The 15,031-nt window shown below is 37.6% G+C and carries 16 protein-coding genes and 1 pseudogene; 1 reads left to right on the top strand and 16 read right to left on the bottom strand.

Going from position 1 to position 15,031, the window contains the following annotated elements; all coding sequences use genetic code 11:
• Nucleotides 1-52: 52 nt before the first annotated feature.
• The 3 genes and pseudogenes from AAJG31_RS14500 to AAJG31_RS14490 form a co-directional block, all read right to left on the bottom strand.
• Complete coding sequence (locus AAJG31_RS14500; RefSeq protein WP_004233758.1) at nt 53-1,108, bottom strand: P-loop NTPase; 1,056 nt, start codon at nt 1,106-1,108, stop codon at nt 53-55.
• A gap of 72 nt (nt 1,109-1,180) precedes the next feature.
• On the bottom strand, nt 1,181-1,894 hold the full coding sequence (locus tag AAJG31_RS14495; protein ID WP_004233756.1) for an N-acetylmuramoyl-L-alanine amidase: 714 nt from the start codon (nt 1,892-1,894) through the stop codon (nt 1,181-1,183).
• A gap of 127 nt (nt 1,895-2,021) precedes the next feature.
• Nucleotides 2,022-2,849, bottom strand: a pseudogene (locus AAJG31_RS14490) (DUF4822 domain-containing protein); the annotation flags it as partial.
• 585 nt (nt 2,850-3,434) lie between these two features.
• Here AAJG31_RS14490 and AAJG31_RS14485 point away from each other — a divergent pair.
• Nucleotides 3,435-4,040, top strand: coding sequence for an ankyrin repeat domain-containing protein (locus tag AAJG31_RS14485; protein WP_279493429.1), 606 nt, complete (start codon nt 3,435-3,437; stop codon nt 4,038-4,040).
• A gap of 257 nt (nt 4,041-4,297) precedes the next feature.
• On the opposite strand, the gene AAJG31_RS14480 is transcribed toward AAJG31_RS14485, so the two are convergent.
• From AAJG31_RS14480 to infA, 13 genes are all read right to left on the bottom strand, one after another.
• Entirely contained in the window at nt 4,298-7,354 is a 3,057-nt protein-coding gene (locus AAJG31_RS14480) for an ATP-binding protein (protein ID WP_279493431.1), read from the bottom strand.
• A 237-nt stretch (nt 7,355-7,591) separates the two neighbouring features.
• Nucleotides 7,592-7,984, bottom strand: a complete 393-nt coding sequence (rpsI, locus tag AAJG31_RS14475; RefSeq protein ID WP_004233744.1) for a 30S ribosomal protein S9 — start codon at nt 7,982-7,984, stop codon at nt 7,592-7,594.
• Nucleotides 7,985-8,009: 25 nt separating this feature from the next.
• A complete protein-coding gene (gene rplM / locus AAJG31_RS14470; protein WP_004233742.1) occupies nt 8,010-8,447 on the bottom strand; it encodes a 50S ribosomal protein L13 in 438 nt (145 codons plus the stop codon).
• Nucleotides 8,448-8,625: 178 nt separating this feature from the next.
• Nucleotides 8,626-9,366 carry a tRNA pseudouridine(38-40) synthase TruA gene (gene truA, locus AAJG31_RS14465; RefSeq protein ID WP_066038306.1) on the bottom strand — a complete coding sequence of 247 codons (741 nt, stop codon included), beginning with the start codon at nt 9,364-9,366 and terminating at the stop codon, nt 8,626-8,628.
• 13 nt (nt 9,367-9,379) lie between these two features.
• Nucleotides 9,380-10,177, bottom strand: a complete 798-nt coding sequence (locus AAJG31_RS14460; protein ID WP_004233739.1) for an energy-coupling factor transporter transmembrane protein EcfT — start codon at nt 10,175-10,177, stop codon at nt 9,380-9,382.
• Nucleotides 10,174-11,046, bottom strand: a complete 873-nt coding sequence (locus AAJG31_RS14455; protein WP_279493435.1) for an energy-coupling factor ABC transporter ATP-binding protein — start codon at nt 11,044-11,046, stop codon at nt 10,174-10,176. The genes AAJG31_RS14460 and AAJG31_RS14455 overlap by 4 nt, the downstream gene beginning before the upstream one ends.
• Complete coding sequence (locus AAJG31_RS14450; RefSeq protein WP_115673256.1) at nt 11,022-11,867, bottom strand: energy-coupling factor ABC transporter ATP-binding protein; 846 nt, start codon at nt 11,865-11,867, stop codon at nt 11,022-11,024. The genes AAJG31_RS14455 and AAJG31_RS14450 overlap by 25 nt, the downstream gene beginning before the upstream one ends.
• A gap of 426 nt (nt 11,868-12,293) precedes the next feature.
• Entirely contained in the window at nt 12,294-12,674 is a 381-nt protein-coding gene (gene rplQ / locus AAJG31_RS14445; protein WP_008181938.1) for a 50S ribosomal protein L17, read from the bottom strand.
• A gap of 57 nt (nt 12,675-12,731) precedes the next feature.
• Entirely contained in the window at nt 12,732-13,676 is a 945-nt protein-coding gene (locus AAJG31_RS14440) for a DNA-directed RNA polymerase subunit alpha (protein WP_004233733.1), read from the bottom strand.
• 139 nt (nt 13,677-13,815) lie between these two features.
• Nucleotides 13,816-14,205, bottom strand: a complete 390-nt coding sequence (gene rpsK, locus AAJG31_RS14435; RefSeq protein WP_004233731.1) for a 30S ribosomal protein S11 — start codon at nt 14,203-14,205, stop codon at nt 13,816-13,818.
• 25 nt (nt 14,206-14,230) lie between these two features.
• Nucleotides 14,231-14,596, bottom strand: coding sequence for a 30S ribosomal protein S13 (gene rpsM, locus AAJG31_RS14430; RefSeq protein ID WP_004233729.1), 366 nt, complete (start codon nt 14,594-14,596; stop codon nt 14,231-14,233).
• A gap of 24 nt (nt 14,597-14,620) precedes the next feature.
• Nucleotides 14,621-14,734, bottom strand: a complete 114-nt coding sequence (rpmJ, locus tag AAJG31_RS14425) for a 50S ribosomal protein L36 (protein ID WP_000868344.1) — start codon at nt 14,732-14,734, stop codon at nt 14,621-14,623.
• Between the two features lie 37 nt (nt 14,735-14,771).
• Entirely contained in the window at nt 14,772-14,990 is a 219-nt protein-coding gene (gene infA / locus AAJG31_RS14420) for a translation initiation factor IF-1 (protein WP_004233690.1), read from the bottom strand.
• Nucleotides 14,991-15,031: the final 41 nt, after the last annotated feature.

Genomic DNA, 15,031 nt, shown 5'->3' with positions numbered 1-15,031 from the left:
TGGTAATGTAAAAACGGATTTCCCCATAAAACTGGTGGAAATCCGTTTTTTATTATTTATTTAATTTATCGATGATTTTCGTCGCGATGTCTAAATAAATTTGTCCTGTTGTATGTTTTTCAGCGTATACAGAAGGAGCAAAATCTTCATCTGTCCAATCTGGTTGCCCAAGCGGGATTTGTCCAAGCAACTCTGTACGTAGTTCGTCAGCTAGCTTTGGTCCTCCTCCTTGCCCAAAGACAAATTCTCGGTCACCTGATTTAGATTCAAACCAAGCCATGTTTTCGATAACTCCTAAAATTTCATGGTCTGTTTGAAGCGCCATTGCCCCTGCACGAGCTGCAACAAATGCTGCTGTTGGGTGTGGAGTTGTTACAACAATTTCTTTTGATGATGGCAACATTTGATGGATATCTAATGCAACGTCACCTGTGCCAGGAGGTAAATCTAATAATAGATAATCTAATTCACCCCACTCAACATCACGGAAGAATTGATCTAATACTTTACCAAGCATTGGTCCGCGCCATACGATCGGTGCGTTATTTTCTACAAAGAAGCCCATTGAAATCATTTTTACCCCAAAGCGATCTACTGGGAAAATACGATTATCGACTACCTTAGGCATATCCGTTACACCCATCATATCAGGTACACTAAATCCATAAATATCTGCGTCAATTAAGCCGACTTTCTTTCCTAGACGAGCTAAAGCAACAGCTAAGTTTACTGATACTGTCGATTTACCAACTCCACCTTTACCAGAAGCAATTGAAATTACTTGGACTGTGCTTAATGGAGATAAAATATCTTGTGCTTCCGACTCTGTTGCTGTGCCACGGAAGCTTTGCAATTTTTCTGTTGATAGTTCTTCAAAACGAATACCAACAGTGTTTACACCTGCTTCTTTCAACACCTCAACAACTTTCATTTGTAGTTGTAATTGTTCCGGTGTATTCAGTTTAGCAATGGCAATTTTTACACTGACATGATTTTTTTCTTCTTTTATTGCTACGTTCGTAATACCATCTGTTTCTGCAAGCGATTTATGTAAAAATGGATCTTGTAGTTGTCCCAGTATTTCTCGTACTTGTTGTTCAGTAATCACGACGAACACTCCCCTTATATTGTCTCAATATTAGTATATCATAATGATTTGATTTACGTTGTAGATGTTGCTCTACTCAATTTTGGCTAATAAATAGTCTTCTATACCTTCAACTATGGCATCTGCCATTTTTTCTTGATAGTTTTTGTCCACTAATAATGCTCGTTCCTCATCATTACTAATAAAACCAGTCTCCACTAAAGCTGCAGGTACTTCCGCTTTCTTCAATAAATAGATTTGCTTAATAGACAATGCTTCACGGTCTGTATTTTTTAAATTAGTGCGAATGGATTGTTGAATACTCTTGGCAAGAATCTCTCCATCAGCATGTCCTTCCTTATGGTAAAATACCTGTGCGCCACGCCATTTTGTTTCAGGAATGGCATTTGCATGAATAGTTATAAATACATCAGGCTTTTCCTTTTCCACGATATCCTTTCTTAGGAAGATATCTTGCTTTTTCCGTTCTCTCATTGTTCCATATTTTTCTGATGGCGCATGCTCATCGATTACATCACCATTTTTTGTTCGTGTCATTATAACCGTTGCGCCTTTTTTCTTTAATTGCTTCTCTACATGCTGAGCAATTGCAAGTGTAATATCCTTTTCAATCACTTCGCCCTTTGAAGCTCCTCCGTCCTCACCACCATGCCCTGCATCAATGACAATTTTTATGCCACCAAGTGGGTCCGGTAAGAAGAAGTTACGGTCCGAAGCATTTGTTTCATATGCCACGACCACTATACTCATAAGCATAATTACTCCTAGTGCAAGCCAGCGCTTCACCCATATACACCACCCTTTTACATTTAGTGTACGAAATTAGTGGATGAACTATGCCAGAAAGTAAAAAAAACTCCCAAGTCACAAACTTGAGAGTTTTAATTTCTTCTATATTAAGGGAGGAAGAATTTTATTGGTTTGTAAAAGTAGGTTTGAATTCACCTGTATATGGCTCATGCTCTACAAATACAGTTATATCATTGCCATCTTTGTCTTTACCTGTTCGTTTATACGTGAACTTCTTATCGTTGATTTCTGTAATTTCAAGAGCTACACCATACTTATTATCACCGACAGAAACATGCGCTCTTATTTTATTATCATGAATGACATTAAAGTAACCATAGTCTCCACGACTTTCACCTGTTTCAGGATTAAAGAACTCATATTTATTTGTATTTGCATCATACTTTGCAATGCTAATGAAATTTGAATTGAATTCTGTTACATCATTACCCGCTTCATCTAACACAACTGTTCCATGCCATAGTGTATCAGCGAGAATTTTATCTCCGTCAACGTCTGTAACAATTTGACCTGTAGAAGCATCTAACGTTTTATCGGAATCAGTAAATGCCAGTTCTTTTTCTTTATATGGAATATGTTCCACGAATATTTCTACATCATTGCCCGCAGCATCTTTACCCATTCTCTTATAAGTAAAGATACTATCGTTTAGCTCAGTGATCTCGACAACTGCTTGGTAGTTTTTTGATTCGGAAATTAATATTCTTTGTTTCCCATCATTTGTGATAAAGAATGTCCCTTTATCCTCACGGCTTTTACCTGTAGCCGCGTCAAAGAATTCATAATGACCTGTCTGGGCATCATATTTTGCTAAGCCAATGAAGTTTGCGTTCTCCGCCGTTAAATCATTGTGATCTTGATCATAAACCTTTGTACCTTGCCAATTTGTACCACTTAGAACATTAGCCATTTCTTGTCCCTTTGTTAATTGCTCTTTGGCAGTATTTTCTGTTACTGTACTTTCTGTTTTAACTTCCTCACTATTTGTCTTATTGCCTTTTGCAGGCTCCTTATCTTGACACGCTGCCAGTAATGCAATAGCTGCAACAGATACTATTAATAATTTTTTCATACCTACTTACCTCCATCGGTTAGTTTATATTTTGAATTACATCAAACCCATAATGACAATTTTTAAAAATGAAAGGTTTGTTGTACCTTCTAAAAACTATATTAAAGTGGAATGTTAAACTCCCCCTAAATAATTTCTTAAAAAAACATAAACTTATACGAAAATATTTTTAATATATATTAAATCTGTACACTAATAGTGAGGTTTATGTAAAAAGCTATTTATTTTTTTCTACATATACTTAATTTATGGGTGATCGACATTTCTCACAAACGAGTACTTCAACATTATTTATTATAGGAAAAAGCTAAGCCTAGCATATCTTTTTAATATTACTCGTATAATTCGCAACATGTTACCATATTTTTATAAACGGAAAAGTAGGCTACAGTGATATACCATTAGTCATTTGGCTGTTTTAACCAAAGAAAAGAGGGTGGAAAAATGAATGATCAATTAATACTTTCAGCAGCGAACGGTGATATTGATAAAGTATTAGCACTTCTGCAAAAAGGCATCAATATTAATACAACGGATCAGAATGGAAGAACCCCTGTCTTAGCTGCCACTTATAATAACCAGGTGGATACTGTGAAGGTGCTCATTCAACATGGTGCTGATATTAATATTAGAGATAATAACCTTGAGAACGTACTTTTACATGCAGGGGCATCAGGCTATTTAGAAATCGTTAAACTTGCCATATCTGCAGGGGCAGATACAAAGCTAACTAATCGCTTTGGTGGAATTGCCATCATCCCTGCATCCGAACGTGGACATATTGAGGTGGTCCGAGAGCTACTTAATCACTCGGACATTCATGTCAATCACATTAATAATTTGCATTGGACAGCTCTATTGGAGGCAGTCATATTAGGCAATGGCGGGGAGAAACATCAAGAAATTGTGCAATTATTGGTGGATCATGGTGCTGATATAACTATTGGAGATCAAGATGGTGTCACACCATTGCAGCATGCAAAAAAACTAGGCTTTTATGAGATTGAGCAAATTTTAAAAGAAGCTGTACCCGAACGAAATAACAGTTAACACTATAGGAGATTTGATCATATACTTTTCTAGATGGCCTCACTTCGGAATTAGCTTATCTGTTGCATCAATTTCACCTGCAATTTCAAAAGAATAACGTTAAGCAATCTTTGGGTTACTTCACAGATTGCTTTTTATGATGGAATGACAAAAAGACTCTTTCCTCGAAAGTAGAAAGAGTCTTAGGATAGATGTTTTGTCTGCCTCTGACTCCGTAAAGACCAAATCATCTTTAAACGGTACGCCATTTGTAAAGGTTACGAATTCTCTTCTGGTAATAGAATAATAACAGTAGTTCCTTTTCCTTCTTCACTATATATACGAAAACTGGCATTTCTCATAAGCTTAAATTTTTTCAAAGGATTCGTAAATCCAATACGTGAGTTTTCTTCATTTACTAATCGTTGCAACTTTTCTTCTGAGATACCGACCCCATTATCATAAATTTTAATACGTATAAATTGACCTTCTCGTTGCACACTCACCTCAATAGTACCACCTTCTTTTTTCTTCGAAATCCCGTGAAAAACTGCATTTTCAACTATAGGCTGAATTGATAATGCTGGAATCAAAGATTGAATGGACTCATCAATATCATACGCAACTGTAAGACGATCACCAAAGCGCATTTTTTCAATATAGAGATATGCTTTTACAAGATCTATTTCATCTTCTATTGAAACCATGCTGTTACGATAATGGACATTCAGCTTGGCACGGAAATAGGTTGCTAAACTGTATAACGCCTCTCGTGTATTTTCTATATTTGTATAGCTTAAGCCGATAATAGTATTAAGTGTATTGTAGACAAAATGAGGAGTTACTTGCGCATATAAATAATTCATTTCATCTTCAATCGCATCAATGGAAGATTGTCGAACTGCTAGTAATGATTGAATACGCACTAGTAATTCATCCATCGCAATCGGTTTTTGCAGATAATCATTTGCCCCAACTTGTAAAGATAACACTAAATCCGAATGCTGCATAATTGCTGTTAAAACTATAATCGGTAATTCCAACATATCGTATTGCTTTCGTACTTGTTTGCATAATTCATAGCCTGACATACCATTCATCATTAAATCGACTAACATACAATCTACTTTATGTTTCTTTATATAATCTATCGCATCAAACCCATTATCTACTCCAATAACGGTATAGCCTTTTTGAATTAATGCGTCCACTAGTACTTTTATATTCACATGATCATCATCAACAATGAGTATGGCTTTGTCATTACCTTTATGCAGTAATGGTAAATCTAGCTGTAGTATAGTATTATCTGCTCGATTGCCTATCTGTTGTTGTGTTTCAATATCTAGTTTTTCGAGTGTGGCAAGTGGCACCGTAAATGTAAAAATTGTTCCAACACCTAATGTACTTGTTACATGAATTTCCCCATTTAACTGTTCTACTATATTTTTTGAGATACTTAATCCTAACCCAAGTCCCCCACTTTTTTTACCTTTCTTTACTTGATAAAAGGAATTAAAAATTCGATCTAAGTCTTGTGATGGTATACCAATTCCAGTATCGCTTACTTGTATTTCCATATAATCATTACGTACACTAGCTAAGACTGTAATTTGTCCATTTTTTGTATGTTGCAGAGCATTATAAAGTAAATTATAAAGCACTTGTTTCAATCGTAATTCATCTGTATACATATGGGGTAAATTAGAATCTACTGCACTCATTAACCTTATGGATGTATCACTCGACATTAAACTACGAATTTCCTCAATTACTTCATCAATTACGCTTATCGGAACAACACGAGGGATAACACGAACTTCTCCGGTCATATGATTCGAAGAAATCAATAAATCCTCTACTAAATAACCTAAACGTTGCGCGACATTATGTATTAAAATGACATTTTCTTGTTGCTCACGCTTTAAAGGTCCTTGTATACCTTCCATTAATGATTTGGATATATTTAAAATACCATTTAAAGGCGTACGTAATTCATGAGACGTTTTCAATAAAAACTCATCCTTCATTTGATTATGCATCAAAAGCTCTTCCGATAACGCTTGAACTTCCTTAAAAGAAGTATTTGCTCGGAAGCTAAGCAGAGATGCAAAACTATAGAGTGTAAAAATAAACAATAATTGTTCACTATAAACCATAGGTATATCAAAAATGTAATACATTACCATTAAAAAAGTATAACAAGTAAGAGATACTAAAAGAATTAGAATATAATGTGAGCCATCTACACCTTTCACAAGCACACGTAATAGCACAAACACATTATAAAGCCCAACTGGAATAAAAATTACTGCAAAGATTATTTGGGAAAGAACTAGATTTTCTATTGGTATAATCATACTATTTTTTGTCATCGGGTTGTAAATCCCATAGATAAAAAAAAGTAAACCTAACAAAATACTAATAATATAAATCGCTTTTTTCCTCATAAACTCCGGATACAAATAATAGAGAAATAATGCTAAACAAACATCAACAAGTGGTAAAATCCCTAATTGTAAACGTACTTGTTCATTTATAGTTAAATGTGGAAAAATAAGGAAAAATATTTTTTCATTTGTAAACGACATGTACAGTCCGAATAATATAGTGAATAACCCCAAAAACAATTCTTCTTTACGCTTCCGATTTTGACTATACGATATAATATAAATTGCACCGAATACAATATAACCAATACATACAAACGATTCTGCTAAAATTTTCATGCTAAAATCTCTTTGAATAGCTTCCTTTGTTCCAAACTCAATAGGAAAAGTAATACCGGATTTTGGATAATTATAATTCCCCACATGAATTACTATATCAAGCATTAGATTCTCACTTGGTGCAAACACCGTATATTTATCATCATTTTCGAACTTAAAGTCCTTTAAGGTTTCACTCGGATTCCCCTTACTACCTACATCTTTTCCATTTATGAAAACACGGTTAGATTGACGAATTGAACGAATGTATAATCCATATTCCCCTTCAACTGGTACATTTATCTTAACATGATACGTTCCTACAGTAAGCCCTTCCTCATTTGGTTCTACAAAGCTATTCCAAGTAGCTGGTACCTCAATTGGTATTTTCTCGCTCTCGTACGCGTCGAATGAATCGCTTGATGCTATTAAGATATTTGGATAGAAAGACCATTCTCCATCTAGTTTTAAAATAGTCTTTTCTTGTAGTTCTTTTTCTTCAATCGTAACGATCCCATTCTGCGCAATCGGCTGACTACTACTAACAAAATACTCTCCATTGCCAATAAAGTATACGATAATAAATAGCATGATAATGGCCAAAGTAATGCTAATATTTTTTTTCACTATCACCCCTCCCCTACTTGAACACAATTATATATAACATCAAACTATCAGTTAGTTAGAATGAAATCCATTATGCAATATGACTTTCACCTGTATTTCATTAGTCCTCTTAGGCATCCTATCATAGGGCTGTTAAACAAATTCTGAACAAATCATATTGTTTTTGTTATCGACGTAAAAAAAGCTCCTCTCAGGTAAACCTGAGAAGAGCTTGAAATCGTTGATATAACAACGATATTAACGTTTTGAGAACTGAGGTGCACGACGAGCGCCGCGTAGACCTGGTTTTTTACGTTCTTTCATGCGTGAATCACGAGTAAGTAATCCAGCTGATTTTAATGCAGCACGGAAATCTGGGTCTACTTGAAGTAGAGCACGAGCGATACCGTGACGAACAGCACCAGCTTGACCAGTGTATCCACCACCGTTAACGTTTACGTGGATATCATAGCTTCCTGTAGTTTCAGTAGCTACTAATGGTTGTTTAATTACTTCGCGTAATGCAGCGAATGGTACGTATTCTTCGATTTCACGTTTGTTGATAACAATTTTACCTGTACCTGGTACTAAACGTACGCGAGCTACAGAGCTTTTACGGCGACCAGTGCCGATGTATTGAACTTGTGCCAAAGTAATATCCTCCTCTTAATTTATATTATCCGCGAAGCTCGTATGCTTCTGGTTTTTGTGCAGCATGTGGATGCTCTGTTCCAGTGTAAACATTAAGTTTAGTGAACATTTTGCGACCTAAAGAGTTTTTAGGAAGCATTCCTTTAACTGCTAATTCGATCATTCTTGTTGGGTACTTATCTAGCATTTCACCAGCAGTACGTGTTTTTAAACCACCCGCAAATTGAGTGTGGTGACGGTATAATTTACCCTCTAATTTGTTACCAGTTAAATGGATTTTGTCAGCGTTGATGATGATTACGTGATCACCTGTGTCAACGTTTGGTGTGAATGTTGGTTTATGTTTACCACGTAAGATTGCAGCTACTTCAGAAGCTAAACGTCCAAGAGTTTGGCCTTCTGCATCAACTACTAACCATTTACGGTCTACTTCGTGACCTTTAGCCATGAATGTTGTACGCATGTATATATCCTCCTAATCGATTCGATTACCGTTATTTTTCATTAGACTACACTATAAGTTTCGGGGCTTATTTGTGGTGGTAATGAAAATACCATCTGTTATCATATAATGAATGACTTTTAAAGTCAAGCAATTTCATTAAACACCTGGTGAAGTTGTTCAGAATTGTAGAACGCCACTAATAGAACACTTTTTCTAAGTATAGCCCTTGGGGTGGAGCGGTTTTTCCCGCCTTATCACGATTACCTGAAGCAACTACATGGGACACATTGTCAATCTTACGTCGACCTATCCCAACCTCCCAAAGAGTACCTGCAATAATACGTACCATATTATATAAGAAGCCATTCCCTTCAATCACCATATGTAGCTCTTCACCATGCCATTCAAATTGTAACAATGTTACTGTGCGTACTTTATCTTTCACGCTTGTATTCGCCGCGCAAAAACAAGAAAAGTCATGTGTACCAATAATAGCCTTAGCTGCCTCTTGCATCGCCTCTACGTTAGGTTTGACCCCATTTGTCTCCACAGTATAATATCTGCGGAATGGACTTTGGATGGGCTCACAAGACCAAATATAGCGATATCTTTTTCCAGCCACATCGTAACGCGCATGAAAGTCATGTGCCACTTCCTCAACCGATAATACACGAATATCTCTTGGCAGTTGCACATTCAAAGCCTTACTATATTTTTCTGCTGGAATGGCAAGTGGTGTGTCGAAATGCAATGTTTGCCCTGTCGCATGTACTTTAGCATCTGTACGACCACTTGCGGTTACCTTAACCTGTTCTCCCTTATGCATAATAGCTAGAACACGCTCAAGCTCAGCCTGCACTGTGCGTTCACCTGGCTGTACCTGATAGCCCGAAAAAAGTGTGCCATCATAGCTTATAATTACTTTTAATCGTCGCATATAGCCTACTCCTTTAACTTCTATAGAAGAATAGCAATACGCCTATTGCTACTAATAACACAATCGCAAATGTGTCCCCCATATCCCATTTTAACCTACGGTACCTAGTGCGTCCTTCACCACCGCGATAGCCTCTTACTTCCATCGCTGTTGCTAAATCCTCAGCCCGTTTAAATGCACTGACAAAGAGAGGCACAAGCAATGGTACCACTGCCTTTATACGGTCCTTAATTGGCCCAGATGATAAATCAGAGCCTCTTGCCATTTGTGCCTTCATAATTTTATCCGTCTCATCCATTAAGGTTGGAATAAAGCGTAATGAGATGGACATCATTAAAGCCAATTCATGTACGGGTACTTTTATTGCTTTTAAGGGATTCAGTAGAACCTCGATACCATCTGTAATGGAAATCGGTGATGTAGTTAACGTTAAGATTGACGTCATAAATACTAATACTAGAAAACGAATTGAGATAAATATTCCCCGCCTAATCCCTTCGTCATAAATCGTAATGAATTTTGATTCAAACACAGGGACGCCTTCCTTCGTCATGAAAATATGGAGAAGGAATGTGAAGGCCATCAAAAAGAGTACTGGTTTGAGTCCATTTATTAAAAAGTATAGACGAATGCGCGATACTAATACAATCAGTAGCGTGAATGCGAGTAACATAGCATATGTCACGGTATTATTGGCTAAAAACACAATAATAATAAAGGCGAACACAAAGATCAGCTTTGACCGTGGATCAAGTTTGTGTACAGGTGAATCACCAGGTAAGAAGCGACCAAAGATCATTTTTTCCATCATGACTCTGCACGCTCCTCTCTAAGGGCTTGAGCAATTTCAGCAGCAAGCTCTTCCTCTGTTAAGCAAACCTTAGACAAGGAATGCCCCATCATGTGCTCAATCTTTTGCTGAAAGCGGACAATACGTGGTGGCTCTAAACGGAATTCCTTTAATGTTGCAACATCTTTAAAAATAACTCGTGGTGATCCTCTTAAGACATTCTTTCCTTCATGCATAATCACAATATTATCTGCATAACGAGCTGCATCCTCCATACTATGGGTTACTAGAATGGTTGTAAGATGACGTTCTTGATGGAGCTGATAAAACATATCCATAATTTCCTTTTGACCACGTGGATCAAGACCTGCGGTTGGTTCATCTAAGACAATAACCTCAGGGTCCATCGCCAAAACGCCTGCAATCGCTACTCGACGCATTTGACCACCTGATAAATCAAACGGTGATTTATCCAAAACGTTATCTGGCAAACCGACTAAGCTGACAAGTTCTCTTGCACGAGCTTCAGCCTCCTCCTCTGATATACCAAAGTTCATTGGGCCAAACATAATGTCCTTCAACACGGTTTCTTCAAATAGTTGATGCTCTGGAAATTGAAAGACAATGCCGACCTTTTGTCTTACAGCTTTTAAATCCTTTGCTTTTTTCCCAGCTACAATAAGACGATCCCCTATATGTACTTCTCCAGAAGTAGGTCTTAGAAGTGCGTTAAAATGCTGCAGAATCGTAGATTTCCCAGAACCGGTATGGCCAATTATCGCTTGATAAGTATGAGATGGAATGTCAAAATTCACATCGAATAATGCCCGTTTTTCAAAGGGCGTTCCTTGTGCATAGGCATAGCTTACTTGTTGAAGTTTGATGTCCATAAATCATTCACCAACTCTTCTTCTGTCATATGTTGCCCCATTAATGGAACACCTTCCTTTTGCAATAGCTTTGATAACTTCAAGGCAAATGGCAAATCTAGTCCAAATTCAACTAGCTTGTCCCCAAGTGCAAAGATTTCAGCAGGTGTACCTTCTGCAAATTTCTTACCATCATTCATAAAAAGAACACGATCCGCTAACATTGCCTCTTCTAAATCATGGGTAATAGATAAAACTGTTAATCCTGTTTCTGCACGTAATGTTTGAACCGTTTGTAACACCTCCGCACGTCCCTGAGGATCTAACATGGATGTAGCCTCATCTAAAATTAAAAGCTTCGGCTTTAATGCAAGTGCCCCAGCAATGGCTACACGCTGTTTTTGTCCACCAGATAAATGATGTGGCTCATGGTCTAAAAACTGACTCATTTTTACCTGTTCGAGTGCCGCATGTACACGTTTTACCATTTCTTCAAAGGGGATACCGTTGTTTTCCAAGGCAAATGCTACATCATCCTGTACCGTTGCTCCAACGAATTGATTGTCAGGGTTTTGAAAGACCATTCCCATTAAGGAGCGAGATTCCCAAAGATTTTCTTCATTCAAGGGTTCTCGCAATATTCGTACATCTCCCTGTTGAGGAAACAATAAACCATTCATCAGCTTGGCAATAGTGGACTTACCAGAACCATTATGTCCTACTATAGCAATCCACTCACCTTCTTCCACAGCAAAGCTAACATTTTCAACAGCATTACGACTATTTGGATTTTCTGGTGTATATGAAAAAGTGACATTATTTAAAGATAAAATTTCAGGCATATCTAGAACTCCTCTCCCTACGCTCAGCTCTACTAATTAACTTACACTTTTTTATGTATGAATTCTACTACAATCCGTATGTCGATAAAAGAAAAATACTACAATAACAACTCAAATTGATATTGGTTTAATAAATAACAAAATAACACCCATATATTAAAAAAAGCACCACAAATTGGCGCCATCTAATCTAATAAAAAAGCGCGCACCTCATTCGATAGAAATGCGCTAGTCGTTACATTTACAAGAAATATGGGTGCTCAAGCCCTTATTTCTCCTGAATGAGGTGCGGAGAGCTAAACGAGACGCCACACTAATAAGTGTCCGCTCATCATAACGCTCAGCTTAATTATTTGTCGTATAAATCATTTATAAAGAAAGAGGGTGGTGATTCCCACCCTCTTCACCACAAGTTTTCTCTTATGATTAAACTAGTTCAATCACAACAACAGGTGCACCGTCGCCACGACGAGGACCTACTTTAAGAATACGAGTGTAACCACCTTGACGCTCAGCATAACGTGGTGCAACATCATCAAATAACTTTTGAAGTGCAAATGATGTTGATTCGTTACCTTCTGCATCAGTCGTTGTTACTAGTTCACGACGGATAAATGCAGCAGCTTGACGGCGTGCATGTAAATCTCCGCGTTTACCTAAAGTAATCATTTTTTCAACAGCTTTACGTACTTCTTTAGCGCGAGCCTCAGTAGTTTCGATACGCTCGTTGATGATTAAATCAGTAGCTAAGTCACGTAACATCGCTTTACGTTGAGAACTTGTACGACCAAGTTTTCTGTAACCCATGGATGTTTCCCTCCTTTATAGAAAAAAATCTGATCTTGTTAGTTGTGTTTAAATCGCTTAGTCTTCTTTGCGTAATCCTAAACCAAGCTCTTCTAACTTCGCTTTTACTTCTTCTAATGACTTGCGTCCAAGGTTACGAACTTTCATCATGTCGTCTTCTGATTTATTCGCAAGTTCTAGTACTGTATTAATACCAGCGCGTTTTAAACAGTTATAAGAACGAACAGAAAGATCAAGCTCTTCGATAGTCATCTCTAAAACTTTTTCTTTTTGATCTTCTTCTTTTTCGACCATGATTTCAGCAGTTTGTGCCTCATCTGTCATGCCAACGAAGATGTTAAGATGCTCGGTTAAAATTTTTGCTCCGAGCGAAATCGCCTCTTTCGGACCGATGCTGCCATCTGTCCACACATCAAGAGAAAGTTTGTCGTAGTCAGAAGACTGACCAACACGAGTATTTTCCACTTGGAAATTGACGCGTGATACTGGAGTGTAAATAGAGTCGATCGGGATCACGCCGATAGGAAGATCCTCACGTTTGTTTTGATCAGCAGGAGTGTAACCACGGCCGCGTTGTGCATACATACGCATACGTAAATGACCGTTTTTAGCGATTGTTGCAATATATAGATCTGGGTTTAAAATTTCTACGTCACTGTCATGTGTAATGTCAGCAGCCGTAACTGTACCATCGCCTTTAACATCAATCTCAATAACTTTTTCTTCGTCAGAGTAGATTTTAAGAGCTAGTTTTTTCACGTTCAAAATGATTGAAGCTACATCTTCTACTACGCCTTCTACAGTTGAGAATTCGTGAAGAACACCATCAATTTGAATTGAAGTGACAGCAGCTCCTGGTAATGAAGACAGAAGGATACGACGTAAAGAATTACCCAAAGTGTTTCCATATCCGCGTTCAAGCGGTTCTACAACAAACTTTCCATATTTGGAATCTTCGCTGATCTCCACCGTTTCAATCTTTGGTTTTTCAATTTCGATCATTTTATTTACCCTCCTTCAAAACATCGAATGTATAGGTTCTTTCCATCATAGATTCGATCGTCAATGACGTATCGTTTATTATCTGCACAAGACAGTCTGTACAAAAAATGATGTTCTCATACAATATGAGACGCACCCATTACACGCGACGACGTTTTGGCGGACGGCAACCATTATGAGGAACTGGAGTAACGTCTTTAATAGCAGTTACTTCTAAACCAGCAGCTTGAAGTGCACGAATAGCAGCTTCACGACCAGCACCAGGACCTTTAACAGTTACTTCCAACGTTTTCAGACCATGTTCAAGGGATGTTTTAGCAGCAGTTTCTGCAGCCATTTGAGCAGCGAATGGTGTAGATTTACGTGAACCACGGAAACCAAGAGCACCAGCACTTGACCAAGATACAGCGTTACCTTGCATATCTGTAATCGTTACGATTGTATTGTTAAATGTAGAACGAATGTGTGCGATACCAGATTCGATATTCTTTTTCACACGACGTTTACGAGTTTGTTGTTTACGAGCCATGTTAAGAAGGAACCTCCTTTACCAATTATTTTTTCTTGTTCGCAACTGTTTTACGAGGACCTTTACGCGTACGCGCATTGTTCTTCGTATTTTGACCACGAACAGGTAAGCCACGACGGTGACGGATACCACGGAATGAACCGATTTCCATCAGACGTTTAATATTTAATGAAGTTTCGCGACGTAAGTCACCTTCAAGTTTGTATGAATCTAATTGTTCACGGATTTTGTTTAACTCATCTTCAGTTAAGTCGCGTACGCGTGTATCTTCTGAAATACCTGCATCAGCTAGTACTTTCTGAGCTGTAGTTTTACCAATACCGAAAATGTACGTTAATGAAATTACCACGCGTTTGTCGCGAGGAATATCAACACCAGCAATACGTGCCATGTACGTTGTGCACCTCCTTTAGAATTAACCTTGTTTTTGTTTATGTTTAGGATTTTCACAGATTACCATTACTTTACCGCGTCGGCGAATTACTTTACATTTTTCGCAGATCGGTTTCACAGATGGTCTCACTTTCATCTAACCTAACCTCCTTAGTAGTCCGGAGCGCAAAAGATTATTTAAAACGGTATGTGATACGACCGCGAGTTAAATCATAAGGAGATAACTCAATAGTAACCTTATCTCCAGGTAGAATACGGATAAAGTGCATACGAATCTTACCAGATACGTGTGCTAGAATCACATGTCCATTTTCTAATTCTACCTTAAACATCGCGTTTGGCAAAGTCTCAACAACTGTCCCTTCGACTTCAATTACATCATCTTTCGCCATCTACTCTGTCTCCTCTCTATATGCAAATTAAAGTTCTCATC

It is taken from the genome of Lysinibacillus sp. BS3 (genome assembly GCF_039614735.1).
Lineage (GTDB): Bacteria > Bacillota > Bacilli > Bacillales_A > Planococcaceae > Lysinibacillus > Lysinibacillus capsici.
The sequence above is the reverse complement of the archived record's forward strand: the minus strand, read 5'-3'. Positions and strand labels throughout refer to the sequence as shown.

What these genes read in the sequence shown, in the direction of transcription:
- AAJG31_RS14485 (WP_279493429.1), top strand. Translation starts at nt 3,435, where the DNA reads ATGAATGATCAATTAATACTTTCAGCAGCGAACGGTGATATTGATAAA.
- rplM (WP_004233742.1), bottom strand. Translation starts at nt 8,447, where the DNA reads ATGCGTACAACATTCATGGCTAAAGGTCACGAAGTAGACCGTAAATGG.
- truA (WP_066038306.1), bottom strand. Translation starts at nt 9,366, where the DNA reads ATGCGACGATTAAAAGTAATTATAAGCTATGATGGCACACTTTTTTCG.
- AAJG31_RS14460 (WP_004233739.1), bottom strand. Translation starts at nt 10,177, where the DNA reads ATGATGGAAAAAATGATCTTTGGTCGCTTCTTACCTGGTGATTCACCT.
- AAJG31_RS14455 (WP_279493435.1), bottom strand. Translation starts at nt 11,046, where the DNA reads ATGGACATCAAACTTCAACAAGTAAGCTATGCCTATGCACAAGGAACG.
- AAJG31_RS14450 (WP_115673256.1), bottom strand. Translation starts at nt 11,867, where the DNA reads ATGCCTGAAATTTTATCTTTAAATAATGTCACTTTTTCATATACACCA.
- rplQ (WP_008181938.1), bottom strand. Translation starts at nt 12,674, where the DNA reads ATGGGTTACAGAAAACTTGGTCGTACAAGTTCTCAACGTAAAGCGATG.
- AAJG31_RS14440 (WP_004233733.1), bottom strand. Translation starts at nt 13,676, where the DNA reads ATGATCGAAATTGAAAAACCAAAGATTGAAACGGTGGAGATCAGCGAA.
- rpsK (WP_004233731.1), bottom strand. Translation starts at nt 14,205, where the DNA reads ATGGCTCGTAAACAACAAACTCGTAAACGTCGTGTGAAAAAGAATATC.
- rpsM (WP_004233729.1), bottom strand. Translation starts at nt 14,596, where the DNA reads ATGGCACGTATTGCTGGTGTTGATATTCCTCGCGACAAACGCGTGGTA.
- rpmJ (WP_000868344.1), bottom strand. Translation starts at nt 14,734, where the DNA reads ATGAAAGTGAGACCATCTGTGAAACCGATCTGCGAAAAATGTAAAGTA.
- infA (WP_004233690.1), bottom strand. Translation starts at nt 14,990, where the DNA reads ATGGCGAAAGATGATGTAATTGAAGTCGAAGGGACAGTTGTTGAGACT.